The sequence below is a fragment of the Rhodococcus sp. X156 genome, assembly GCF_004006015.1.
Taxonomy (GTDB): Bacteria; Actinomycetota; Actinomycetes; order Mycobacteriales; family Mycobacteriaceae; genus X156.
Genome location: NZ_CP034766.1, coordinates 2935697 through 2959952, shown reverse-complemented (window position 1 = coordinate 2959952; position 24256 = coordinate 2935697). Strand labels below are relative to the sequence as shown.

Here is a 24256-nt window from a genome sequence, read left to right as displayed (position 1 = left end):
ACTCGTTGTGACGATACGGCTCGCGGGGACCCTGCGCGGCCCTATTATGGCTGCGACTGGCGGTGCTCGGCGGGGTTCGTCACGAATTGGCCCGAACGCCACCTGGGGGGAGTTGCGACGGTGAGCACCATCCAGTTTCGCCGCACGGCACGGATGAGCGCTCCCCGGACCCCGGGCGGCGAGGTGCACCTGGAGCCGCCGCCGGAGGTGCCTCGCCTCGTCCCCGGTGGGCTGCTGATGAAGCTCATGCCGGTGGTCATGGTGGTGGCCGTGGTGGGCATGGTCGCCCTGCTGATCACCTCCGGTGGAGGTCTGAACCCGGCGTCGCTGCTGTTCCCGATGATGATGCTGATGTCCATGGTGGGAATGTTCGCCGGCGGCGGTGGGCGCAGCGGGGGCCAGCGCAAGGCCGAGATGAACGAGGACCGCAAGGACTACCTGCGCTACCTGGGCCAGATGCGGGGCCGAGCGCGCCAGGCCGGCAACGACCAGCGTGCCGGCCTGGAGTGGGTGCACCCCGATCCCGAGGCGCTGTCCTCGATGGTGCGCACCCGGCGGATGTGGGAGCGCCGCACCAGTGACGCCGACTTCTGCCACGTGCGAGTGGGCCGCGGCCACCAGCGGCTGGCCACCCAGCTGGTGCCGCCGCAGACCGGGCCGGTGGAGGAGCTCGAGCCGATCGCCACGGTGGCGCTGCGCCGCTTCGTGCGGGCGCACTCGGTGGTCAGCGAGCTGCCCATCGCCATCTCGGTGGGCGGCTTCGCCGCCGTGGAGGTGGGCGGCGACGAGGACGCCGCGCGGGCGCTGACCCGGGCGATGCTGGCTCAGCTGGTCACCTTCCACTCGCCGGAGGACGTGCTGGTGGCCGTGGTCGCCGGCCGGGTCCAGCGCGCCGAGTGGGAGTGGGTGAAGTGGCTCCCGCACGCCCAGAACCCGCACCGCACCGACGCGCTGGGGTCGGAGCGGATGCTGTTCTCCTCGCTGGCCGAGCTGGAGGAGTCGCTGCAGGAGGTGCTGGCCGACCGCGGCCGCTTCAGCCGCAACGCCGCGCCCGTGCCCGACCAGCCGCAGCTGGTGGTGGTGGTGGACGGTGGCGACGTCACCGGCACCGAGCACGTCCTGCTGGAGGAGGGTCTGGCCGCGGTCACCCTGCTCGACCTCTCCGCCTGCCTGGGCACGCTCGCCTCGCGCCGCGGCCTGCGCCTGGTGGTCACCGCGGAGGGTGTCGGCGCCCGCAGCGCTGCCGGGGTGGAGCGCTTCGCCGATCCCGACGCGATGAGCGTCGCCCAGGTCGAGGCGCTGGCCCGACGGCTGGCCCCCTACCGGCTCGGCGCCGGCGGTGCGGACAGCGGGGAGGACCCGCTGCTGTCCAACGTGGGCTTCCTGGACCTGCTGGGCCTGCCCGACGCCATGACCTTCGACGTGGCCCAGGCCTGGCGCCCCCGTCCGCTGCGCGACCGCCTGCGGGTCCCGGTGGGGATCGGCGAGCACGGGGAGCCGGTGGAGCTGGACATCAAGGAGTCCGCCCAGGAGGGCATGGGACCGCACGGGCTGTGCATCGGCGCCACCGGCTCGGGCAAGTCGGAGTTCCTGCGCACCCTGGTGCTGGGCATGATCACCACCCACTCCTCGGCCGCCCTCAACCTGATCCTGGTGGACTTCAAGGGTGGCGCGACGTTCCTGGGGCTGGAGAGCGCGCCGCACGTGGCGGCGGTGATCACCAACCTGGCTGACGACCTGACCATGGTCGACCGCATGAAGGACGCTCTGGCCGGGGAGATGAACCGTCGCCAGGAGCTGCTCAAGAGTGCCGGCAACTTCGCCAACGTCAAGGAGTACGAGCGGGCCCGGGAGAACGGGGCCAACCTCGACCCGCTGCCCGCGCTGTTCATCGTGGTGGACGAGTTCTCCGAGCTGCTCAGCCAGAAGCCCGACTTCGCCGATCTGTTCGTGGCCATCGGCCGGCTGGGCCGCTCGCTGCAGATGCACCTGCTGCTGGCCAGCCAGCGGCTGGAGGAGGGCAAGCTGCGCGGGCTGGACAGCCACCTGTCCTACCGCATCGGGCTCAAGACGTTCTCCGCGTCGGAGTCGCGCACGGTGCTCGGCGTCCCGGACGCCTACGAGCTGCCCAGCATCCCCGGGTCGGGCTACCTGAAGCTGGACACCTCCACCCTGGTGCGCTTCAAGGCCGCCTACGTCTCCGGGCCCTACCGTGCTGCCGACAACGGCCAGCCGGCGGTCACCGCGCCGGTGACCGCCACCCGCCGCCCCCGCTGGTTCGGTCCGGAGCGCACCGAGCCCGACGCCGTGGAGCCGGTGCTCGCCGAGCCGGCGCTGCCTGGCGCCCCGGCACCGGTGCCCGAGTCCGGTGTGGAGGACACCCTGCTGGACGTGGTGGTGCGTCGCCTGGAGGGGCAGGGCCCGGCCGCGCACGAGGTGTGGCTGCCGCCGCTGGAGGTCTCGCCCACCCTGGACCAGCTGCTGCCCCCGCTGGCGGCCACCCCCGACCGGGGGCTGAGCCCGGTGGGCTTCTTCGGCAACGGCCGGCTCACCGTCCCCATCGGCATCGTGGACAAGCCCTTCGAGCAGCGGCGCGACCAGCTGTGGGTGGACCTCTCCGGCGGTCAGGGCCACATGGCGGTGCTGGGCGGACCACAGACCGGCAAGTCCACCGCGCTGCGCACGTTCATGCTGGCGCTGGCGCTCACCCACACCCCGGCGGAGGTGCAGCTGTACTGCCTGGACTTCGGCGGCGGCACCCTCGGGCCGATGGCGGCCCTGCCGCACGTGGGCTCGGTGGCCGGCCGGCTCGACGCCGACCGGGTGCGGCGCACCGTGGCCGAGCTGACCGGCCTGGTGCGCCGCCGCGAGCAGCGCTTCCGCGACCTCGGCATCGACTCGATGGCCGAGTTCCGGGCCCGCCGGCGTCGGGGCGAGCTCCCGGAGACCGCCGAGGACCCCTTCGGCGACGTGTTCCTGGTGATCGACGGCTGGCTGGCGTTCAAGACCGAGTTCGAGAGCCTCGAGCAGTCGGTGATGACGCTGGCGGCACAGGGGCTGTCCTACGGCGTGCACCTGGTGGTGGCCAGCGCCCGCTGGGCCGAGATCCGCCCCGCGCTGAAGGACCTGCTCGGCACTCGGGTGGAGCTGCGCCTGGGCGACCCGTCGGAGTCCGACGTGGACCGGCGGGTGGCTGCCAACGTGCCGCAGGGCCGGCCTGGTCGCGGCCTGTCCCGGGACAAGCTGCAGATGCTCGTCGCGCTGCCGCGGGTGGACTCCCGTGCGCAGGCTGACGACCTCACCGCCGGCATCGCCGACGCCGCGGCCCGCCTCACCGAGGCCTGGCCCGGGCGCCCCGCCCCGCCGGTGCGGATGCTGCCGGAGCGCTACCCCTTCGAGGCGCTGCTCGCCGCGACCGAGCAGGACCCGCGTGACCCGATGCGCATCCCCATCGGTATCGACGAGGACGAGCTGGCGCCGGCTTACCTGGACTTCGCGGCGGAGCCGCACCTGCTGGTCTTCGCCGACAGCGAGTCGGGCAAGACCGCCCTGCTGCGCAGCCTGTGCACCCAGGTGATGGCCCGGACGACGCCCAAGCAGGCCAAGTTCATCGTCGCCGACTACCGGCGGACGCTGCTGGGCGTGGTGTCTGGTGACCACCTCGCCGGCTACGCCGCCTCCGCAGCGGTGCTCACCGACATGATCAACGAGATCGTGGTGTACCTCAACGCGCGCATGCCGGACAGCTCGGTCACCCAGGAGCAGCTGCGTGACCGCTCGTGGTGGAGCGGGCCGGAGATCTACGTCGTGGTGGACGACTACGACCTGGTGGCCACCGGCAGCGGCAACCCGCTGAGCCCACTGGTGGACCTGCTCGCCCAGGCCAAGGACGTCGGCCTGCACCTCGTGGTCACCCGACGCAGCGGCGGAGCCGCGCGAGCGCTGTACGACCCCGTCATCGCCCGGCTGCGCGACCTCGCCTCACCGGGTCTGGTGATGAGCGGCAGCCGCGACGAGGGCGCCCTGGTCGGCACGGTCAAGCCCTCCGCGCAGCCGCCCGGGCGTGGGGTGCTGGTGAGCCGCAAGCTGGGTCAGCGGCTGGTCCAGCTGGCGTGGTTGCCTCCGCAATGAGTCTCGCGGTGGCCGTGGACCTGGGCAGTGCCTCCACTTGCGTGGCCATCTCGGTGGACGGTGAGCCCGCCCGGATCGTGCCGATCGACGGGGCACCCACGATGTCCAGCGCGGTGTACGCCGACGGGCACGCGCTGTTCGTGGGGGCAGAGGCGGATGGTCAGGCGGCGCTGAACCCGGCTCGCTACGAGCCGACGCCCGTGCGACGCATCGACGAGGAATCGCTGCTGCTGGGCGAGCAGGTGGTGCCGGTGCGGCGGGCGCTGGCCGCGGTGCTGGCCAGGGCGGTGCGGGAGGCCGTGGCCGCGGCCGACGGCGAGCCGGTGGACGTGCTGGTGCTGACTCACCCCGCCGAGTGGGGCCCGGTGCGGCTGGAGGTCCTCACCTCGGCAGCACAGGGCCTGGCGCCGCGGGTGGTGGCCGTGCCCGAGCCCGTGGCGGCGGCCCTGGCCCACGAGCCGCCACGCACCGGTGCGCTCGTGGCGGTGGTGGACGTCGGGGCCGGCAGCACGGACGTCGCGGTCCTGGAGGGTGGTGCCACCGGCTACCGGGTGCTCACCACCCGCACGGACGGAGCTCTGGCAGGCGCGGAGATCGACCTGCTGCTGCTGGCCGAGCTGGGCCGGCGAGTCACCCCGCAGCAGCGGCCCCGCTGGGACGCGGTGCTGCGGGGCAGCGGGCTCGGGCCGCGGCAGCGCTACCTGGCGCTGCGCGCCGACGTGCGGACCGCCAAGGAGAGTCTCTCCCGCCACTCCTACGCCGACGTCCCGCTGCCCGGTGGGCTGCTGGACGGCCACCTCACCCGCGCCGACCTGGAGCGGCTGGTCGGCCACCGGGTGGATGCCGTGGTGGACCTGCTCGAGGACGCCCTGCGCCAGACGGGCGCAGTGGACCGCCGTGGCGGCTGCCGCGCCGAGGTGCTGCTGGTGGGCGGTGCCTCGCGCACGCCGCTGGTCGCCTCCCGGATCCACCAGCGGCTCGGTGTGCTGCCGCGCACCACCGAGCACCCGGAGACGTCGGTGGCCCGCGGGGCGCTGCGGGCAGCTCCCCCGGAGCCCGAGAACACCGCAGAGAGGGTGCCCGAGCGGGCCCGGTCGGCCGCGGACCGGCCGGTGTTCGGTGCGGTGGACGACAGCCGTGCCGGGCGGCGGCGGGCCCGGCGCCGGCGGCGGCGCGTGGTGGCAGCCGCGGTGCTCGTCCTGGCCGCGGGTGCGGTGGGGGCGGTGCTGGTGGCCCAGCGCCCGACGGCACCGACCACCCAGGTGGTGGCCTCCGGTCGCGCCACCATGACCGTGCCCGTCGACTGGCAGGAGTCCTACCGGGGTGAGAGCACGACTCGTGCTCGCCTGGAGCTCACTCCCACCGGCACCCCGCCGGAGCCACAGCGCATCCTGCTGGTGCAGATCACCGTCGGCACCTCGCTGAGCCAGGCCGAGCTGGCCACCGCGCTGCAGCAACAGCTGGCGGTGGAGCAGCGGGCTGGCAAGCAGTACGCCGACTTCGCAGCCGACACCCGCTACGCCGACCGGGCGGTGACGTCCTACCGGGAGCTGCGCCCCGACGGTGCCGTCGTGGACTGGTACGTGCTGGTGCAGCAGGGCACCCAGGTGAGCGTGGGCTGTCTGCACGCTCCTGGTGACTCCAACCTGGACGCGGCGTGCACGCAGGCGGTGCGCACCGTGCGGGTGGGCCAGGGCTGAGCGGAGCTCAGATCTTGTGCGCGGCCTCCAGGCCGTCCAGCACCACTCCCGCGGCGCGCCAGGTCCCGTCGATCTTGGCCGTGGTGAGAGCCCGGGTGAGCGGGCTCTTCAGGCCGATGCTGTTGGCCCAGGCCACGGCGCGAACGGACTGGAACAGCGCCGTCGTGGTCTGCGTCTGGCCGAAGACGTCGCCCACCAGCCACAGCTGGAAGAACGGCTCCAGGTCCACTCCGTAGACCGCGCGCATGCGCTCGACGATCGACGGAGCGGCGGCGACCAGGGACTCGCCGTACACCACGTAGTCGCGCAGGTGCGAGTGCTTGGTGTCCACTGCTACCAGCGACTGGGGGAAGTCCACCACCAGGTGGGTGGCGATGCCCTCGGAGACGATGCGTCCGGGGCTACGGTCGCACTGTGCCGTCAGGTCGTAGTACGCCTGCCAGTACGGCGTGGGCTGGCCGCCAGTGAGGTGGCGGTGGAAGTTGTCCAGGTAGGTGGCCACGAAGTGCACCGACAGCGCGCGTGCCCAGGCCGGGTCGGCGAAGGTGCCGTCGTCCAGCGCGGGAATCGTCTTGTCCAGGATCTCCTGGTAGACGACCGCGAAGGTGCCGCGGTAGTCACCGGCGTCGGTGAGGCGCTGGACCAGCTCGCCCACCCGCGCCCTGGCGTCCTCGATGCCGGTGAGGGTGGAGGTGTCGGTGAGCGTGACCAGGCGCTGCTGCTGCTCGGCGGCGAAGTCGACCCGGCACACCGACGAGCTGGCCGGCCCGGCGGGTGCGGCCGAAGGTCCGGCGACGGCGGCTGCTGGCGGCGCGAGCACCGCCAGGGCCAGGGTGATGCCGGCGATCTTCGAGGCCTTGCGCACGAGAAGTTCCTCCTTGACGACGAGCGTGGTGGGTCCCCAACCAGAGGTGCGGAGTGGTCGGGCGTCACAGAGAGTAGCGCCCCGGATCAGGCGCCCAGGAGGCTGTTCCGGACAACGTTGCGGCGGACCAGCTTCCGAGTGATTTGCAGAAGCAACCGACTTGACACGTTCTCGGAGACGACGGGAACCGTTCCGCGAAGCCCCTGCGTCGTAGTGGTTGCCAACAGCAAGGCCAGCGCCGCCGGGTGCCGGTCACCGCAACCCGAGGCGAACTACTCCAGGAGGATCCGCATGTCCGCAACTGTCGCAACACCGGAAGAGCTGGCCACCGCGTCGAGCAAGGCTCAGGACACCGCCCAGCAGGTGCAGGGCGAGCTCAGCAAGCTGCGCGGCACCGTCTCCGGCATCAGCGCGTCGTGGGCCGGCGACGCCCAGCGCGCCTTCGGGGCCCTCATGGAGCGCTGGGACGTTGACGCCAAGAAGCTCAACGAGGCGCTGCTGGCCATCAGCGACAACCTGGCCGCCGCGGGCAAGGGCTTCGACGCCACCCAGCAGGACCACGTCAGCTCGATCAACAGCGTGGGCAGCTCCCTCAACCTCTGATCCGGCCGTTCCGCCCGGCTCACCAGCAGCACCTGGCCGCCCCGCCACCGGGGTCCGGCCGGCACCACCCCACTGACCCGCAGCACTTACCCAGGAGGACCAGATGAGCGGTTTGATCAAGTACAACCACGGGGCCATCGACACCGCCAGTGCGGAGATCGCCACGTCCAGCCGGGCCATGAACGGCCAGCTGGACGACCTCAAGGCCGCCCTGCGCGACATCGAGAGCCGCTGGGAGGGCTCCGGCTCCGCTGCCTACCTCGCCCAGAAGGCGAAGTGGGACCAGGCGGCCGCGGACCTGAACATGGTGCTCGCCCAGATCAGCCAGGCCGTCTCCCGCGGCAACGAGGACATGCAGGTCAAGGACGGTCAGGTCAGCAAGTCCTTCGGCGGCTGAGCAGGCCCACGGGCAGCTCCTCGGCGCTCCGACGACCCGGACACCCCGCGGCGCTACAGTCGTGGGGTGTCCGTGTGTCAGCCAACCGCGAGGGGGCTCTCACCAGCACGGGCAGGGCCCTTTTGACCCATGGGGACCCGGGACGGTATCGTCTGAGGTCGGCGTGCGGAGCGCTGTACCTGAGGCTGCTTCACTGGCCCAGGTGCACGAGCCCCGGTCGTTCCCGACCGGTTGGCCGACACCCGGCCGGCTTCGGCCACCGGGTACCAGCCCAGCCGCACCGTCAGACCTGCACCACCCGAGAAGACGAGGAAGTCCTGTGCGTACGTACAGCCCCAAGGCCGGTGACGTCACCCGTACCTGGCACGTCATCGACGCCACTGACGTGGTGCTCGGTCGCCTGGCGACTCAAGCGGCAACCCTGTTGCGCGGAAAGCACAAGCCGATCTTTGCGCCGCACGTCGACACCGGTGACTTCGTCGTCATCGTCAACGCGGAGAAGATCGCCGTGAGCGGCAACAAGCGCGACGCGAAGTTCATCTACCGCCACTCCGGTCACCCGGGCGGCCTGCGTCGCCGGTCGGTCGGCGAGATGATCGAGAAGCAGCCGGACCGCTTGGTCGAGAAGGCCATCGAGGGCATGCTGCCGAAGAACCGTCTCGGCCGGGCCATGATCAGCAAGCTCAAGGTCTACGCGGGTCCCGACCACCCGCACACGGCCCAGAAGCCCACCCCGTTCGAGATCACCCAGGTTGCCCAGTGACGGCACCGGAGGAGCAGCAGATGAGCACGCCCGAGTTCGCTGACGACGTGGTCGTCGAGCAGGTGGACGAGACCGCGGAGACCTTTGAGTCGGCGCCCGTGGCTGCCCGCCCCGCCCCCATCGTGATGGACCGTCCGGTCCAGACCGTCGGTCGCCGCAAGGAGGCCGTCGTTCGGATCCGCCTCGTGCCCGGCACCGGCAACTACACCCTGAACGGCAAGTCGCTCTCCGAGTACTTCCCGAACAAGGTGCACCAGCAGCTCATCAACGACCCCTTCGTGGTCGCCGAGCGCACCGAGATCTTCGACGTGCACGCCCGCCTCACCGGCGGCGGCACCTCGGGTCAGGCCGGCGCCCTGCGCCTGGCCATCGCCCGTGCGCTCATCGAGGTCCAGCCCGAGGACCGTCCGGCGCTCAAGCGCGCTGGCTTCCTCACGCGTGACCCGCGCATGACCGAGCGCAAGAAGTACGGCCTGAAGAAGGCGCGCAAGGCGCCTCAGTACTCCAAGCGTTGATCCACAGCCGGCCGCGAGGCCGGTGAGGCTCGACAACGACACCACACGTGCAGGCGCTCCGCTTTGTCGGGCGCCTGCACTTGTGCGTTCAGCGGCTGCCTCGCGGGGGCGGTCGCAACCAGGCCGTCACACCAGGAGGTTGTGCAGTGTCCGAAGCTCCCCCCGTCACCGAGACCCCGGCGGCACGCCTGTTCGGCACCGACGGCATCCGTGCCGAGGCCAACTCCACCCTCACGGCGGAGCTGGCCCTGCGGGTGGCCGAAGCGGCGGCCCGGGTGCTGCGCGAGTCCGGGCTGGACCACCGCCCGGTCGCGGTGGTCGGACGTGACCCCCGGGCGAGCGGGGAGATGCTGGAGGCTGCGGTCACCGCGGGCCTCACGGCGGCAGGAGCCGACGTCCTGCGGGCTGGCGTGCTGCCGACTCCCGCCCTGGCCCACCTGGTGGCCGACGCCGGCGCGGATCTCGGCGTGATGATCTCGGCCTCCCACAACGCCATGCCCGACAACGGCATCAAGCTGTTCTCCGCCGGCGGCCACAAGCTGGACGACCGGGTGGAGGACCAGGTCGAGCAGCACGTCGGGCTCTCCTACGAGCGACCCGTCGGCGCGCGCATCGGCCGGGTCCGTGACCTGGCCGACGCCGACGAGCGCTACCTGGCGCACCTGCTGCAGGCCACCGACGGCAGCCTCGCCGGCCTGCGGGTGGTGGTGGACTGCGCCAACGGCGCGGCCTTCGCGGTGGCTCCGGAGGCGTACCGACGCGCCGGCGCCGAGGTGATCGCCATCCACGCCGAGCCGGACGGGCTGAACATCAACGACGGGTGTGGCTCGACCCACCTGGAGGACCTGCAGCGTGCGGTGGTCACGCACGGGGCCGACCTGGGGGTGGCCCACGACGGTGACGCCGATCGCTGCCTGGCCGTGGACGCCACCGGTGCAGTGGTGGACGGCGACGCGATCCTGGCCATCCTGGCGATCGCCATGCGCGACGCCGGCACGCTGACCGAGACCACCCTGGTGGCCACGGTGATGAGCAACCTCGGCCTGCACCTGGCCATGCGCGAGGCCGGGATCGCCGTGCGCACGACGGGCGTGGGTGACCGCTACGTGCTGGAGGAGCTGCGCAGCGGTGGGTTCGCGCTGGGCGGTGAGCAGTCCGGGCACGTGGTGCTGCCCGCCCACGCCACCACCGGTGACGGCACTCTCACGGCGCTGCGCCTGATGGCGCAGATGGTGCGCACCGGCTCGTCGCTGGCCGAGCTGGCCGGTGTGTTGCAGGTGCTGCCGCAGGTGCTGGTCAACGTGAAGGTCGCGGACAAGGCCGCCGTCAGCCGCGACCCCGAGGTCGAGGCGGCGGTCGTGGCGGCCGAGGCTGAGCTCGGCGACACCGGCCGGGTGCTGCTGCGTCCCTCCGGCACCGAACAGCTGGTCCGGGTCATGGTGGAGGCCCCCACCGCAGAGACCGCCCAGCGGGTGGCCGAGGCCCTCGCAGCGCAGGTGCGCGCCGTCTAGCGCTCCAGCACCGGGAACCGCGTGCGAGCACTCCGCGTCTCACCGGCCAGGCGTCCTCGGTGGACGCCCTGAGCTGGGGGGAGCTGTTCGAGTGAGTGCACCGGTGAACATCGAGCGGGGCGCGATCGGTCTGCTGGCGTCCAACTTCGACCTGACCGCCGACGCCCTCGCCGCGACCGGCACGGCGATTGGCCACTGCGGGTTTCGGTCGGCCTCCGCCGGTCGCGCCTACGCCGAGGCCGGCGCTGCGCTGCAGACCGGCTATGCCACCGCGGCCTCCGCGGTGCAGGACTGGACGCTGCAGGCGCGCTGCCTGGCCGAGGCGTTTCGTGCCGCGGCCGCTGGCTACTCCGGCACCGACGCCAACACGGCCGACGGACTGAGCGGCCCCCCGCGGTGAGCGCGCCCAGCGTGGACGAGGTCAAGGCGCTGGTCGCCAGCCCGGGTCTCTCCGACCAGGCCAAGCGAGACCTGCTGCAGTCCTACCTGGCTGCGGCCCCGGGTTCCGACGATGACGAGCTGTACGCCGCCGCTGATCGTCTGGGGGCTGCGCTCCTGCCCGGTCACCTCTCGGTCGTCGAGGCCAAGCAGCTGTCGGAGCGGGTGGCGCAGGCGCACCGGGAGGTGCAGAGCCAGCAGGGCCGTCAGGCGCTGGAGGGGGCACGGCTCGGCGCGGCCGGCTCCAACGACATCCTCGACCAGGGGGCGCCGGGGCTGCGGTACTTCGAGCACTTCGCCCCGCTGTACCAGCGCTGCATCTCCGGTTCCGACATCAGCCGGGACAAGGCGGTGCAGCTCTACGACGAGCAGCGCGACATCGACCTCGCCACCCTGCGCGCCGATGCCGCGACGATGACGTCGGGAGCGGACCGGTTGGGCGTTGAGCTCGCCCGGCAGCGAGCCGCCTGGGACGCGGTGTCGAGCATCTGGACCGGCCGGGGCGGTGTGGCAGCAGACGCCTTCGTGCGCACGTACCTGACTGAGGCGGACAGCGCCCGAGGGCGGACGGCCGACCTGGCTGCCGCCCTGGGCCCGGCGGCCGACGGGATCGAGGAGTGCGTGCGGGTCCGGGCGAGCGCCGTCGCCGAGCTCTACGCCGCCACCGTGGGCGGCAAGACCCCCAGCCAGATCGACGAGATCATCAGCTTCGCCAAGGACCGCCACTCGGTCACCTCGGCACCCCAGGCCGGGCGCATCCTGCAGATGTTCGGCGGGGACGTCGGCCCCACCGGTGACGAGGTCGGCGCCGTGGCGAACACAGGGTTGCGCCTGTCGTCTGGCGCGGGCCTCCTCTCCGTGGCTCAGGCGCTGGCCGGACAGACCGAGGCCTACCTCCAGCGGCTCGTGGACCAGGCGGTGCAGTGCAGCCGTGACTTCGTGACCACCGTGTTCATCCCCGACGTGGAGTCGAGGTGGCGCCTGCTCACCGAGGTGTGCGCCAGCACCGACACCGCCGTGCGAGACCTCTACCGCAGCGTCACCGCGGTGGCCGGTGCCGCCGAGGGGCACCCGTTCAGCGGCACTCCCGGTGCCTTGCCCGCGCTCCCCGGACCCGGGGTGACTGGTCCGGCGGCCCCGGGCTCGCACAGTCCAGTGGCGCCGAGCGGGACCGGTGGGCCGGACGGCTTCGTCGGAGGTGGGCGCACCTCGTCCGACGCCGATGGCTGGGGGCAGACCATGGGGTCGACGCAGTGGGCGGTCGGTACCCGCGCGGCGATGCCGGCCGACGGGCTGCTCAGCCTGGGCGAGTCCGGTGCGGCGGACGCCGTCAGGCCCGCTGGCACGGGCACCAGTGCGGAGGGGACGCAGGTGGGGGGCGTCTCCAGCACAGGTGGGGCGCTTGACGCCACGGCAAACCCGGCGGCACCTCCCGAGGACGAGGTCGGACAGGTGCGCGCGGCCGGTGCTGGCTCCGGCGGCGGCGCGGCGGAGGGTGCTTCTGCCGGTGGACCCGCGGATGTGCCGGCGCGGACGGACGCCGGCACGGGCGCCGTCGCGGCCAGCGGTGGCTCCGGCACCGGGGTCGACTCGGTGGCCGCCGAGTGGGTGGGTGCCAGCGCCCCGATGGCGGCGCTGCACCGTCAGGACGAGCTCACCCCAGCGATCAGCGGCGACCAGTGGATCGTGGAGAACCAGCGGGACGAGGGTGCGTGGACCAGCGTGGGCTCGGCCCTCACCCCGGGCACCGCCGCGTCGGCAGGCTCCGATCCCACCCGGGACCGGGGCGAGGCCGGGCAGGAGCACTCATGAGCGACGAGGTAGCCCGTCGGTACGCGGAGATCGCCACCCGTCGCGACGAGGCCGTGACGGCAGCCCTGGCCCGGTGGGCCGCCAGCAGAGCGGCCACGACCCGGTCGACAGAGGCGATCGACGCCCGGGCGCAGGCGGCGCTGAGCGCACCGGCAGACACCTGGGTTGGCCCCAGCGGGACGCCCCGGGTCGGTCCGGAGCTGGACGAGCTGGACGCCAACGAGCAGGTCAGCTCCTGGCTGCGCTGATCAGGTTGCCGATGCTGGGTGCGTGGTGCTGCTCGTCCTTCTCCGCGGTGAGGTCCACGACGCGTGCGCCGGGCAGCACGGCCTCGGGCGAGGCCAGCTCGGCGTAACGGTCGTCGCCGGTGAGGGTGGCGAGCAGGAAACCAGTGAACAGCGCCCGCACCAGTGCCTGGGTCTTGCGCTCCGGGCGGCCGTCGATCACCGGGTTGGTCCAGTGCCAGCCCTCGGTGAGGCCCAGGTCGTTGGCCTTCGCCACCTCTCGCAGCGACACGGGGCCGGCCCAGGCGCGCGCGATGCGCTCGGCGTCGCTGTCGCCGGGGGTCTTCTCGTCGCGGGGGGTGCTGAGCAGCAGCGCCGGCGCTCGGCAGTCCTGGGCCGCCTGCACTGCGGACGGACTGGTGTCCGCGGGGGCGAAGCCGGCGACGGCCTTCAGCGCCGGGTTGCGCCGCGCGGCCAGCACGGCAGCGCCCGCCCCCATGCCGTGGCCGGCCACGGCCAGGCGGTCGGGCTGCACGCTGATCTCGCCGGGGCCGAGCCGGACGCTGCTGCAGATCTCCAGCGCGGTGGCGAGGTCGGCGGCCATCTTCAGGTGGGACGGCACGGGGCCGCGCTGGGTGGCGGGTGCGGCGGCCACGATGCCCCAGGAGGCGAGGTGCTGCAGCGTGCCGAGGTAGCGCGACACCGGCTGCAGCCACTCGTGCCCAAAGGCCACCGCGGGCAGTCCGAGGCCCTCCTCGGGGGTGAGCACCACGCCCGGCAGGCCGGCCAGGGCCAGGTCTCCGCGCAGCACCCGGTGCGGACCACGCCGGCTCAGGGCCTTGATCAGGTTCTTCGCGTCTTCTGGGGTGTGCTTGGTTCGGGCCACGGGCAGTGACGGTATCCGATTTGTCACTGGCTCACCCTGGGTGTGGTGCTCAGCAACGGACGGCAGCGCCAGTAGTCTCAGAGGTATGTGCGGAATCGTGGGGTACGTGGGCCATCGCCAGGCGGCTGAGGTAGTCATGGAAGGGCTGCGGCGAATGGAGTACCGCGGCTACGACTCCGCCGGTATCGCCGTGGTGGACGGCGCGGGTCACACCATCGTCGACCGCAAGGCTGGCGCGCTGGCCAACCTGGAGGCCCAGCTGACCACCCACGCTGACGGCGCGTTCGCCGGCACCACCGGGATGGGGCACACCCGCTGGGCCACCCACGGCAAGCCCACCGACCGCAACGCCCACCCCCACGTCGATGCCACCGCCAAGGTCGGGGTGGTGCACAACGGCATCATCGAGAACTTCGTGGACCTGCGGGAGGAGCTGGAGAGCGCCGGCGTCGAGCTGCAGAGCGACACCGACTCCGAGACCGCCGCGCACCTGGTGGCCCGGGCCTACGCCGCCGGGGAGAGTGCCGGCGACTTCCCGGCCTCCGTGCGCGCCGTCTGCCGCCGGCTGGAGGGCGCCTACACCCTGGTCTTCACCCACGCCGACCACCCGGACACCATCGTCGCCGCTCGCCGCGCCACCCCGCTGGTGGTGGGAGTGGGCAAGGGCGAGACCTTTGTGGCCTCCGACGTCGCCGCCTTCTTCACCTACACGCGTGACGCGGTCGAGCTGGGCCAGGACCAGGTGGTGGTGGTCACCGCCGAGGGCTACCACGTCACCGACTTCGCCGGCAACGACGTGGAGACCCGTCCGTTCCACGTGGACTGGGACCTGGAGGCCGTCGAGAAGGGCGGCCACGACTACTTCATGCTCAAGGAGATCGAGGAGCAGCCGGCAGCGGTGGCCAACACCCTGCTGGGGCACTTCGTCGACAACCGCATCGTGCTGGACGAGCAGCGCATCAGCGACGGCGACCTGCGTGACGTGGACAAGGTCTTCGTGGTGGCCTGCGGGACGGCCTACCACGCTGGGCTGCTCGCCAAGTACGCCATCGAGCACTGGACGCGCCTGCCCGTCGAGGTGGAGTTGGCGAGCGAGTTCCGCTACCGCGACCCGGTGCTGGACCGCTCCACGCTGGTGGTGGCGATCTCCCAGTCCGGCGAGACCGCCGACACCCTCGAGGCAGTGCGGCACGCCAAGGACCAGAAGGCTCGCGTGCTGGCGGTGTGCAACACCAACGGCGCCCAGATCCCGCGCGAGGCTGACGCCGTGCTCTACACCCGGGCCGGCCCGGAGATCGGGGTGGCCTCCACCAAGTGCTTCCTGGCCCAGATCACCGCGAGCTACCTGGTGGGTCTGGCGCTGGCGCAGGCGCGGGGGACCAAGTATCCCGACGAGGTGGCGCGGGAGTTCGCCGAGCTGGAGGCCATGCCCGACGCGATCGCTCGGGTGCTCAAGACGGTGGAGCCGGTCCGTGCGCTGGCCCGTGAGCTGGTCAACGCCCCCGCCGTGCTGTTCCTGGGGCGCCACGTGGGGTACCCAGTGGCGCTGGAGGGTGCGCTCAAGCTGAAGGAGCTCGCCTACATGCACGCCGAGGGCTTCGCGGCCGGTGAGCTCAAGCACGGTCCCATCGCGCTGATCGAGGACGACCTGCCGGTCATCGTGGTGATGCCCTCGCCCAAGAGTCGGCCGCTGCTGCACTCCAAGATGATGAGCAACATCCGGGAGATCCAGGCGCGCGGGGCGCGCACCGTGGTGATCGCCGAGGAGGGCGACGAGACGGTGCGTCCCTACGCCGACGACCTGATCGAGATCCCGGCCGTGCCCACGCTGCTGCAGCCGTTGGTGTCCACGGTGCCGCTGCAGGTCTTCGCCGCCGAGGTGGCGCAGGCCCGCGGGTACGACGTGGACAAGCCGCGCAACCTGGCCAAGTCGGTGACCGTGGAATGACCTCGCGCGCGCAACGAGCAGTCCGGGAGTGACATCGCGTGCTTGAGGCGCACGACGTAGCAGCCGTCCGGGCCGCCGAGGGAGCCGTCCTCGCTCGCACCCCGGAGAACGCGCTGATGCGTCGGGCCGCCTTCGGCCTCGCCACCACGGTGCTCGCCGAGCTGCGCACGCGCTGCGGTGGTGCGAGCGGGCGGCAGGTGGTGCTGCTGGTCGGCGCCGGCGGCAACGGTGGCGACGCCCTGTGGGCGGGGCACTTCCTGCAGCGGCGGGGAGTGGGGGTGCGCGCGGTCCTGCTGTCCCCGGACAAGACCCACGCAGCTGCCCTGCGAGCCTTCCTGCTCGCCGGCGGGCAGGTGGTGACTGCGCCGGAGGACCCCGAGGTGCCGGTCCCTGAGCTGGTGGACACGGCCGGAGTGGCGGAGGCCGACCTGGTGGTCGACGGCATCGTGGGCCTGGGGGCCAGCGGAGGCCTGCGCCCCACCGCGGCAGCGCTGGTCGCGGCGGTGCGGGCGCCCATCGTCGCGGTGGACCTGCCCAGCGGCGTCCACCCCGACACCGGCGTGGTGCAGGGGTCAGCCGTGCGCGCCGCGGTGACGGTGACCTTCGGCTCCCGCAAGCCGGTGCACCTGCTCGCCGCGAGCCACTGCGGACGGGTGGAGCTGGTGCCGCTGGGGCTGGAGCTGCCGCCGGCCACGCTGGGCAGCCTGGAGCGGGCCGAGGTGGGCCGACTGTGGCCGGTGCCGGGCCGCGAGGACGACAAGTACAGCCAGGGTGTGGTCGGGGTGGCCGCCGGCTCCGCGCAGTACCCCGGCGCCGCGGTGCTCGCCACCTCCGGTGCGGTGGCCGCCACCTCGGGGATGGTGCGCTACGCCGGCACCGGAGCGGACGCGGTGCTGGCGCACCGGCCCGAGGTGGTGGCGGTCAGCAGCGTCGCCGACGCTGGTCGGGTGCAGGCCTGGGTGGTGGGTCCCGGCCTGGGCACGGGGGCGGAGTCCGTCGCCGTGCTGGAGCACGTCCTCGCCGCAGGGGTGCCCGTGCTGGTGGACGCCGACGGCACCACGGTGCTCGCCGAGCACCCCGAGCTGTTGGCCCGGCGCACCGCGCCGGTGCTGCTGACTCCGCACGCGGGGGAGTTCGCCCGCCTGGTGGGCGGTGACGTCGGCCCCGACCGCCTGGGTGCGGTGCGCGCGGCCGCCCGGCGCCTGGACGCCACGGTGCTGCTCAAGGGTTCCACCACCATCATCGCCACCCCCGCCGGCGACGCGCTGGTCAACGTCGCCGCCGGTGGGTGGGCAGCGACCGCCGGCTCGGGGGACGTGCTCTCCGGGGTGCTCGGCGCCCTGCTCGCCAGCGGGTTGGACCCGCTGACCGCCGCTGGCGCCGGAGCCCACGTGCATGCCCTGGCCGCGGAGCTGGCCGCGGCAGGTGCGCCGACGTCGGCCACCCCGCTGGCGGACCACCTGTCCGAGGCCATCCGGCAGTGCCGGGCGGCCCAGCACCACGACACCACGAGCACCGACGCAGGAAGAAGCAGATGAGCGGGATGAGCGGGGCACTGATCAACGACACCGAGGCGACCACGAGCACGCCGCGAGCCGAGGCCCTGGTGGACCTCGATGCCATCGCGCACAACGTGGGCGTGCTGCGCGAGCACGCCGGCAGCGCCGCGGTGATGGCGGTGGTCAAGGCCGACGGCTACGGCCACGGCGCCGTCGAGGTCGCCCGCACCGCGCTCGCCGCCGGAGCCCGCGAGCTCGGCGTGACCACGCTGGAGGAGGCGATGGTGCTGCGCAACGCCGGCATCACCGCCCCGGTGCTGTCCTGGATGCACCTGGTGGACGAGGACTTCGCTCCCGCCATCGCCGCCGACGTCGAGCTGGGCGTGTCCTCGCGCCGCCACCTCGCCGCCATCGTCGCCGGCGCCCGCACGGCCGGGCGCACCGCGGTGGTCACCGTCAAGCTGGACACCGGTCTCAACCGCAACGGCGCCAGCACCACCGAGTGGCCCGAGCTGCTGGCCGAGCTGGTGCGCGCCCAGGCGGAGGGCGCCATCCGGGTGCGCGGGATGTTCTCCCACCTGATCTTCGCCGACGAGCCCGAGCACCCCGTGATCAGCGTCCAGGCCCAGCGGCTGCAGGCCGGCGCCGAGCAGGCCCGCCGGGCCGGGCTGGACCTCGAGGTGGTGCACCTGGCCAACTCCGCCGCCACCCTCACCCGCAGCGACCTGGCCTTCGACATGGTCCGCCCGGGCATCGCCGTCTACGGACTCTCCCCGGTGCCCGAGGCGGGCGGCTTCGGGCTGCGCCCGGCGATGTCGCTGCGCTCCCGGGTGGCGCTGGTCAAGCGGGTGTCTGCGGGGGAGGGCGTGTCCTACGGCCACCTGTGGTCCGCCCCGCAGGACACCACGGTGGCCCTGCTGCCGATCGGCTACGCCGACGGGATCCCGCGGGTGCTCAGCAACAACCTCGAGGTGCAGCTGGGGGGCCGCCGCCGGCCGGTGGTCGGGCGGGTCTGCATGGACCAGGTGGTGGTGGACTGCGGCCCCGACGGCGGTGGGGTGCAGGAGGGCGACACCGCGGTGTTCTTCGGCTCGGACGAGCGCGACGAGCCCCTCGCCCAGGAGTGGGCCACCAAGCTGGGCACCATCCACTACGAAGTGGTCACGTCCGTGCGGGGACGGGTGCGGCGCAGGTACACCGGCGGCCGGGCGTGAGCGGCTGGCGGCGCGCCGGTCTCGCCAGCGGCGCGGTGGGGGTGGCAGCCGCGGCGACCGTGCACCTGGAGGCCGTCCGCCGGCTCGGCGCCTCCCCGTACACGGTGGACGGCTTCGGCCTGCTGCCCGTGGACCGGGTGTCCACGGTGGCCGCGGACGACGGTGTGCCGCTGCGGGTGGAGGAGACGGGCAGCCCGGACGCCCCGCTGACCGTGGTGTTCGTGCACGGGTTCTGCCTGAACATGGGCTCGTGGTACTTCCAGCGCCGCGACCTGCCGCAGCGCACCGACGCCCGGCTGGTCTTCTACGACCAGCGCAGCCACGGACGCTCCGGCACCTCCGACGCGGAGAACTGCACCATCGACCAGCTGGGCCGCGACCTGCAGGCGGTGCTGCGCACCGTCGCCCCGACCGGCCCGGTGGTGCTGGTGGGTCACTCGATGGGCGGCATGACCATCATGGCGCTGGCCCGGCAGCGCCCGGAGCTGTTCGACTCCCAGATCGCCGGAGTGGCCTTCATCGCCACCGCGGCCAACGGCATGGCACCGTCGCGGATGAGCCTGTCCGCCCGCAACCCGCTGATCGGGGCGCTGCGCTGGGCGGGAAACCTCGGCCCCGACCTGGTGCAGCGGGGCCGGCCCCCGGTGAACGTCCTGCTCGCGCCCATCGTCCGGGCCATGTCCTACGGCGACCGCACCACCAGCCGGACCGTGGTGGAGTTCACCGAGCGGATGATCGCCAGCACCCCGGCGAAGACGGTGTTCGACTTCCTGCCTACCCTGGCCGACCATGACGAGCTGGATGCACTGGGCGCCGTCGCCGGTCGGCCCATCATCGTGCTCTGTGGCGACGCCGACCGGCTCACCCCGTACCGGCACACCGCGGTGATCGGCAAGGCGCTGGCCGACGCGCGGCTCACCCGGGTGCCCGGGGCCGGGCACCTGCTGCAGCTGGAGCGCGCGACCCTGGTCAACGGCGCCGTGCTCGACCTGATCACCGAGGTGCGCGGCCCCCGCCGCCGGCGCACCGCCGCTCGTGCCTGAGCTGCCGCCCGTGCCTGAGCTGCTGCCCACCGTCGCCGACACCGAGGCGCTCGGGGTGCGGCTGGGCCGGGAGCTGTCTGCGGGGGACCTGGTGGTGCTGGACGGGCCGCTGGGTGCGGGCAAGACCGCGCTGGTGCGGGGGATCGCGGCAGGGCTGGGCGTGCGCGGACCGGTCACCTCGCCCACGTTCATCATCGCCAGGGAGCACGCGGCCGGGACACGGGGCATCCCGCTGGTGCACGTGGACGCCTACCGGCTGGGGGTCACCGAGGCGCTCAGCGGCGACCTCAGCGGGGAGCTGGACGCGCTGGACCTGGACAACGACCTGGTGGACGCGGTGGTGGTGGTGGAGTGGGGCCAGGGAGTGGTGGAGCACCTGGCCGAGCGCCACCTGCTGGTGCGGCTGGAGCGCGCCCCCGACAGCGAGGTGCGCACCGCCACCGTGCAGTGGGTGCAGGGCCGGGAGCCCGAGAGCCGCGGGCCCGGCCCGGAGCGGCGGGGCACCGGTGTGACCAGCACCGCCGAGTAGCCTGAACCATCATGCTGGTGCTCGCGGTGGACACGTCCACCCCCACGGTGCTCGCGGCGCTGGTGCAGCTGTCCGCCGAGCCGACTTCCCACCCCGAGGTTCTCGCCGCACGGCAGACCCACGATCCCCGTGCCCACTCCGAGGTGCTCACGCCTCAGGTGCTGCAGTGCCTGGCCGAGACCGGGCGGACCCCGGCTGACCTCGACGCGGTGGTCTGCGGCACCGGGCCGGGTCCGTACACCGGCCTGCGGGTGGGCATGGTGACGGCGGTGGCCTTCGGCGACGCCCTGGCGATCCCGGTGCACGGCGTGTGCAGCCTGGACGCCGTCGCCGGTGCCGTGGAGAGCCCAGCCGCGGACGCCGAGCTGCTGGTGGTGACCGACGCACGCCGGCGCGAGCTCTACTGGGCCCGCTACCGCGACGGTGTGCGAGTCGCCGGCCCCGCCGTGGCCCGCCCGGACGCGGTGGACGCCGCGGGCGCCACGGCCGTGGCGGGCTCGCCCACCCACGCCGCCCTGTTCGACCTGCCCGTGGTGGGCCCGACCAGCCCGGACCCCGCCGCGATGGTGGCGCTGGCGGCCCCCGCGCTGCGCAGCAACGCCGCTCCGGAGCCGCTCGTCCCGCTGTACCTGCGCCGCCCCGACGCGGTGGCCGCTGCCCCGCGGGTGCCCGCGGTACCGCAGCGATGACGGGCCAGGACGTGGTGCTGGTGGCCATGCGCCCCGCCGACGCCGCCCGCTGTGCCGAGCTGGAGGAGGTGCTGTTCCCCGGCGAGGACCCGTGGAGCGAGCAGGCCTTCCACAGCGAGCTGGCCCAGCCGCACAACCACTACGTCACCGCCCACCTGGGCGGGCCGGACGGGCTGCTGGTGGGCTACGCCGGCATCGCCCGGCTGGGCCGGGCCGGCGACCCGGAGAACGAGGTGCACACCATCGGCGTCGACCCCGCCCACCAGCGCCACGGCATCGGGGCGCTGCTGCTGACCGAGCTGCTGCGGGTGGCCGACGCGCACGGCGGCGAGACCTGGCTGGAGGTGCGCACCGACAACACCGCGGCGCAGGCGCTGTACGCCGACCGCGGCTTCGAGGTGGTGGGCCGACGGCCTCGCTACTACCAGCCCAGCGGGGCGGACGCCTTCACCATGCGCCGGCCCGCCGCCACCCGCACCGGCGACTCCGAACGACCCGCCCAGGAGGCGCAGCCATGACCATCGTGCTCGGCATCGAGACCAGCTGCGACGAGACCGGTGTCGGCGTGGTGCGCCTGGCCGACGACGGCTCGGTGACCCTGCTGGCCGACGCGGTGGCCTCCAGCGTGGACGAGCACGCCCGCTTCGGCGGCGTGGTGCCCGAGGTCGCCTCGCGGGCCCACCTGGAGGCGATGGCCCCCACCGTGCACCGCGCGCTGGCCCAGGCCGGCGTGCGGCGCCCGGACGCGGTGGCGGTGACCGCCGGCCCGGGCCTGGCCGGCGCGCTGCTGGTCGGCGTGGCCGCGGCCAAGGCCTACGCCGCCGCCTGGGACGTGCCCTTCTACGGCGTGAACCACCTGGGTTCGCACGTCGCGGTGGACACCCTCGAGCACGGCCCGCTGCCGCCCTGCCTGGCGCTGCTGGTCTCGGGCGGGCACTCCAGCATCCTGGAGGTCACCGACCTCGCCCAGCCGGTGCGCCCGCTCGGCTCCACAGTGGACGACGCCGCGGGGGAGGCCTTCGACAAGGTGGCCCGGCTGCTCGGCCTGGGCTTTCCCGGTGGGCCGGCCCTGGACCGGATGGCACGGGAGGGCAACCCCGACGCGGTGGCGTTCCCGCGGGCGATGATGGGCCCCCGCGACTCCCGCCACGACTTCTCCTTCTCCGGGCTGAAGACCGCGGTCGCCCGGCACGTGGAGGCCCTGGAGCGGGCCGGCACGCCGGTGCCGCGCGCCGACGTGGCCGCCTCCTTCCAGGAGGCGGTGGCCGACGTGCTGACCCGCAAGGCGATCCGGGCCGCCAGGGACGTCGGCGTGGACACGCTGATGATCGGCGGCGGCGTGGCCGCCAACTCCCGGCTGCGGGCGATGGCCGAGTCGCGCTGCGCCGATGCCGGCCTTCGGCTGCGGGTGCCCCGGCCGGGGCTGTGCACCGACAACGGCGCGATGGTCGCCGCGCTCGGCGCTCACCTGGTGGCGGCAGGCGCCCCGGCGTCGCGGCTGGACATCGCCACCGACCCTGCGCTGGCGGTCACCACCAGTCTGCGGTGAGCGAGCGGGGAGCAGTGGCCATCGCACGTGCGCCCAGCGGGTTGGGCACCAGCAGCTCGGTGTTGTGGTCCGCCGGCGCCCCCATGCGCTCGGGGTCGGCGTGGATGTCGTTGAACGCCAGCTCCCGGTACAGCGAGGCCAGCCCCTGCGGGGAGCCGTCGGTGTAGCTGGCCTGGTACGGGCTCTCCGCCTCCACCAGCGTGGTGAAGAGGGACAGCGTGCCGTCGGCGTTGTCCACCACCTCCAGCAGGCGCGCGTGCTGCGGGTAGTCGATGTGCGAGGCGGTGTTGATCTCCCAGAAGCTGCGCTCGGGGTCCGGACCCCGCCGTGCGGTGATCAGGTTCTGGTGGCTGTGGCCGTTGACCCAGGCGAGCACGTTGGGGAAGCGCTGCAGCAGCGCCACCAGCTCCGCCCCGCTGTGGCGCGCCTCCAGGAGGTTCTCCGGGTCGGGCAGCAGGTTGTTCATGGTGGTCGAGGTGTGGTGGCTGAACAGCACGAAGTAGGTGTCGCTCACCGAGTGGCGGGTCTCGTTGCCCGCGGCGTCGAAGTAGCGGCTGCTGCCGGCGACCAGGGTCCGCTCGATCCAGCGCAGCTGTGCCTCCCCCAGGGACCCCTCGGTGAAGCCGATGCGGTTGGTCGAGTCCATCGTGATCCCCACGACGCCCGGGGCGATCTCGAACGTGTAGTAGGCGATGCCGCTGACGTCGCTGCCCGGGGTGAAGCCGTGCCCCACCGGGCCGTGCCGGCCGGCGTTGGCGGGGTCGAGGTGGGCCCGGATGTACTCCCGCGGGGTGAACGGCCGCCGCCGCGCGTCCGGAGTGACCGTGCGGACCAGGCCAGCGGTCTCCGGGACCATTCCGGCCACTGCCTGCGGGTCCGTCTCCATCGCGGACACCAGCTTCTGCGCCGCCGCCATGGAGCTGGGGCCCATGATCTTCTGGTTGCCGGTGAAGGCGTCGTCGAAGAACGGGATGCCAGGGGGCAGGGTGCCCTGCACGCTGTTGTCGTGGTTGCCGAACACGCTGTACCAGGGCAGGTCGATGCCCTCGGTGGTGAAGGGACGGATGGCGGCGTCGAGCAGCCCGGGCAGCTGGGGGAAGCCCTTGTCCTTGTAGAGGTCGGGTGACGGCGAGGCCGGGTTCCAGTACAGCGGCACCCCGGAGCTCTGCACGCCCTCGTAGCGGGTCAGGTCGCCAGTGGTGGGGGTGATGGTCCCGCCGTTGTAGGAGGTGAGGAACCAGTCCAGCTCCACCTGCTCGTAGTTGTCGGTGTTGTCCCCGGTGGACACCAGGCAGTCGAACGGGCGGCCGGTGAACGGGCCGCCCGTGCGCGCCAGCGAGTTGATCCGGCGGATCAGGGCCGAGGTGCCCTGAGTCCCCAGCGTCTCCTGCGGACGGTGGGCCGAGCCGTTGAAGGGGTGCACGTACTCGAAGCGCACCGGGCTCTCGGTGTCGATCACGTGCACGTCGGTCAGCTGCACGAAGGACGCCAGCGGGGTGCGGGCGTCGTCGCGGCCGGCGCCAGCGGGGGCCAGGTCCGTGCGCACCACCAGCGGCCAGCCAGGACCGGCAGTCAGGCGGGTGTAGCCGGTGGCGGAGACTCGGGTGGCCACCGCCTCCAGGGTGGTGCCCGCGGTGGTCACCGCGCGCGCCGCGGTGCGCCGGACGGCGCGGTCGACGGCCTGGGCGGGGCCTGCGGTGCCGACCGCCCACAACGCCCCCGCTGCGCCTGCGGCACCGAGGAACTTCCTTCTGCTCCAGCCGTTCTGCCCGTGCTGAGTCACCGCTGCTCCTCGTCTGACACCTGCGTCGTGCTGCTCCGCCGCCATCCTGCCCGCTGGGGCACTGGATGTGGTGACGGACACAGCGGGCGACACGACGCTGCTGGGCGCACCGTTCACCGCCGCCCGCGCGGCTGTTGTTGAGGGCTGGCACTCGCAC

Annotated in this window: 21 protein-coding genes; 18 read left to right on the top strand and 3 right to left on the bottom strand. The window is 73.2% G+C overall.

Annotation, left to right across the window (positions count from 1 at the left end; all coding sequences use genetic code 11):
- Nucleotides 1–120 precede the first annotated feature (120 nt).
- Entirely contained in the window at nt 121–4131 is a 4011-nt protein-coding gene (eccCa, locus tag ELX43_RS13990; protein ID WP_127783955.1) for a type VII secretion protein EccCa, read from the top strand.
- Nucleotides 4128–5831, top strand: coding sequence for a type VII secretion-associated protein (locus ELX43_RS18245; protein WP_127783954.1), 1704 nt, complete (start codon nt 4128–4130; stop codon nt 5829–5831). Before eccCa ends, ELX43_RS18245 begins: the two co-directional genes overlap by 4 nt.
- 7 nt (nt 5832–5838) lie before the next feature.
- On the opposite strand, the gene ELX43_RS13980 is transcribed toward ELX43_RS18245, so the two are convergent.
- Nucleotides 5839–6696 carry a DUF5995 family protein gene (locus tag ELX43_RS13980; RefSeq protein ID WP_127783953.1) on the bottom strand — a complete coding sequence of 286 codons (858 nt, stop codon included), beginning with the start codon at nt 6694–6696 and terminating at the stop codon, nt 5839–5841.
- A 291-nt stretch (nt 6697–6987) separates the two neighbouring features.
- Between ELX43_RS13980 and ELX43_RS13975 the strand changes: the two genes are divergently transcribed.
- The 8 genes from ELX43_RS13975 (at nt 6988) to ELX43_RS13940 (ending at nt 12983) form a co-directional block, all read left to right on the top strand.
- A complete protein-coding gene (locus ELX43_RS13975) occupies nt 6988–7299 on the top strand; it encodes a WXG100 family type VII secretion target (protein ID WP_127783952.1) in 312 nt (103 codons plus the stop codon).
- 103 nt (nt 7300–7402) lie between these two features.
- Nucleotides 7403–7696, top strand: coding sequence for a WXG100 family type VII secretion target (locus ELX43_RS13970; RefSeq protein WP_127783951.1), 294 nt, complete (start codon nt 7403–7405; stop codon nt 7694–7696).
- A gap of 319 nt (nt 7697–8015) precedes the next feature.
- Complete coding sequence (rplM, locus tag ELX43_RS13965; protein ID WP_127783950.1) at nt 8016–8459, top strand: 50S ribosomal protein L13; 444 nt, start codon at nt 8016–8018, stop codon at nt 8457–8459.
- Complete coding sequence (gene rpsI, locus ELX43_RS13960; protein WP_241249020.1) at nt 8456–8974, top strand: 30S ribosomal protein S9; 519 nt, start codon at nt 8456–8458, stop codon at nt 8972–8974. The genes rplM and rpsI overlap by 4 nt, the downstream gene beginning before the upstream one ends.
- 146 nt (nt 8975–9120) lie before the next feature.
- On the top strand, nt 9121–10485 hold the full coding sequence (gene glmM, locus ELX43_RS13955; protein ID WP_127783948.1) for a phosphoglucosamine mutase: 1365 nt from the start codon (nt 9121–9123) through the stop codon (nt 10483–10485).
- Between the two features lie 91 nt (nt 10486–10576).
- Nucleotides 10577–10885, top strand: coding sequence for a type VII secretion target (locus ELX43_RS13950; RefSeq protein ID WP_127783947.1), 309 nt, complete (start codon nt 10577–10579; stop codon nt 10883–10885).
- Entirely contained in the window at nt 10882–12735 is a 1854-nt protein-coding gene (locus tag ELX43_RS13945) for a hypothetical protein (RefSeq protein WP_127783946.1), read from the top strand. Before ELX43_RS13950 ends, ELX43_RS13945 begins: the two co-directional genes overlap by 4 nt.
- A complete protein-coding gene (locus ELX43_RS13940) occupies nt 12732–12983 on the top strand; it encodes a hypothetical protein (RefSeq protein ID WP_127783945.1) in 252 nt (83 codons plus the stop codon). Before ELX43_RS13945 ends, ELX43_RS13940 begins: the two co-directional genes overlap by 4 nt.
- Here the strand turns inward: ELX43_RS13940 and ELX43_RS13935 are convergent.
- Nucleotides 12964–13845, bottom strand: coding sequence for a dienelactone hydrolase family protein (locus ELX43_RS13935; RefSeq protein WP_241249011.1), 882 nt, complete (start codon nt 13843–13845; stop codon nt 12964–12966). The two genes, ELX43_RS13940 and ELX43_RS13935, sit on opposite strands and share 20 nt — an antisense overlap.
- 85 nt (nt 13846–13930) lie before the next feature.
- Between ELX43_RS13935 and glmS the strand changes: the two genes are divergently transcribed.
- Genes glmS through tsaD form a run of 8 tightly spaced genes read left to right on the top strand, consistent with a single transcriptional unit; the run spans nt 13931 to nt 22316 of the window.
- The gene (gene glmS / locus ELX43_RS13930) at nt 13931–15793 is read left to right on the top strand and encodes a glutamine--fructose-6-phosphate transaminase (isomerizing) (protein WP_127783943.1); all 1863 of its coding nucleotides are present in this window, start codon (nt 13931–13933) and stop codon (nt 15791–15793) included.
- 38 nt (nt 15794–15831) lie between these two features.
- On the top strand, nt 15832–17331 hold the full coding sequence (locus tag ELX43_RS13925; RefSeq protein ID WP_241248995.1) for an NAD(P)H-hydrate dehydratase: 1500 nt from the start codon (nt 15832–15834) through the stop codon (nt 17329–17331).
- 5 nt (nt 17332–17336) lie between these two features.
- Nucleotides 17337–18506, top strand: a complete 1170-nt coding sequence (alr, locus tag ELX43_RS13920; protein ID WP_127784921.1) for an alanine racemase — start codon at nt 17337–17339, stop codon at nt 18504–18506.
- Entirely contained in the window at nt 18503–19549 is a 1047-nt protein-coding gene (locus ELX43_RS13915; protein ID WP_127783942.1) for an alpha/beta hydrolase, read from the top strand. Before alr ends, ELX43_RS13915 begins: the two co-directional genes overlap by 4 nt.
- Before the next feature lie 10 nt (nt 19550–19559).
- Nucleotides 19560–20078: a tRNA (adenosine(37)-N6)-threonylcarbamoyltransferase complex ATPase subunit type 1 TsaE gene (gene tsaE, locus ELX43_RS13910; protein ID WP_241248993.1), complete on the top strand. Its 519-nt coding sequence runs from the start codon at nt 19560–19562 to the stop codon at nt 20076–20078.
- A gap of 11 nt (nt 20079–20089) precedes the next feature.
- Nucleotides 20090–20767, top strand: a complete 678-nt coding sequence (gene tsaB, locus ELX43_RS13905; RefSeq protein ID WP_127783940.1) for a tRNA (adenosine(37)-N6)-threonylcarbamoyltransferase complex dimerization subunit type 1 TsaB — start codon at nt 20090–20092, stop codon at nt 20765–20767.
- A complete protein-coding gene (gene rimI, locus ELX43_RS13900) occupies nt 20764–21285 on the top strand; it encodes a ribosomal protein S18-alanine N-acetyltransferase (RefSeq protein WP_127783939.1) in 522 nt (173 codons plus the stop codon). The genes tsaB and rimI overlap by 4 nt, the downstream gene beginning before the upstream one ends.
- The gene (tsaD, locus tag ELX43_RS13895) at nt 21282–22316 is read left to right on the top strand and encodes a tRNA (adenosine(37)-N6)-threonylcarbamoyltransferase complex transferase subunit TsaD (RefSeq protein WP_127783938.1); all 1035 of its coding nucleotides are present in this window, start codon (nt 21282–21284) and stop codon (nt 22314–22316) included. Before rimI ends, tsaD begins: the two co-directional genes overlap by 4 nt.
- Here the strand turns inward: tsaD and ELX43_RS13890 are convergent.
- Nucleotides 22297–24099, bottom strand: coding sequence for a TIGR03767 family metallophosphoesterase (locus tag ELX43_RS13890; protein ID WP_241248984.1), 1803 nt, complete (start codon nt 24097–24099; stop codon nt 22297–22299). The two genes, tsaD and ELX43_RS13890, sit on opposite strands and share 20 nt — an antisense overlap.
- Nucleotides 24100–24256 lie beyond the last annotated feature (157 nt).

What these genes read in the sequence shown, in the direction of transcription:
- ELX43_RS18245 (WP_127783954.1), top strand. Translation starts at nt 4,128, where the DNA reads ATGAGTCTCGCGGTGGCCGTGGACCTGGGCAGTGCCTCCACTTGCGTG.
- ELX43_RS13975 (WP_127783952.1), top strand. Translation starts at nt 6,988, where the DNA reads ATGTCCGCAACTGTCGCAACACCGGAAGAGCTGGCCACCGCGTCGAGC.
- ELX43_RS13970 (WP_127783951.1), top strand. Translation starts at nt 7,403, where the DNA reads ATGAGCGGTTTGATCAAGTACAACCACGGGGCCATCGACACCGCCAGT.
- ELX43_RS13940 (WP_127783945.1), top strand. Translation starts at nt 12,732, where the DNA reads ATGAGCGACGAGGTAGCCCGTCGGTACGCGGAGATCGCCACCCGTCGC.
- glmS (WP_127783943.1), top strand. Translation starts at nt 13,931, where the DNA reads ATGTGCGGAATCGTGGGGTACGTGGGCCATCGCCAGGCGGCTGAGGTA.
- alr (WP_127784921.1), top strand. Translation starts at nt 17,337, where the DNA reads ATGAGCGGGGCACTGATCAACGACACCGAGGCGACCACGAGCACGCCG.
- tsaB (WP_127783940.1), top strand. Translation starts at nt 20,090, where the DNA reads ATGCTGGTGCTCGCGGTGGACACGTCCACCCCCACGGTGCTCGCGGCG.
- rimI (WP_127783939.1), top strand. Translation starts at nt 20,764, where the DNA reads ATGACGGGCCAGGACGTGGTGCTGGTGGCCATGCGCCCCGCCGACGCC.
- tsaD (WP_127783938.1), top strand. Translation starts at nt 21,282, where the DNA reads ATGACCATCGTGCTCGGCATCGAGACCAGCTGCGACGAGACCGGTGTC.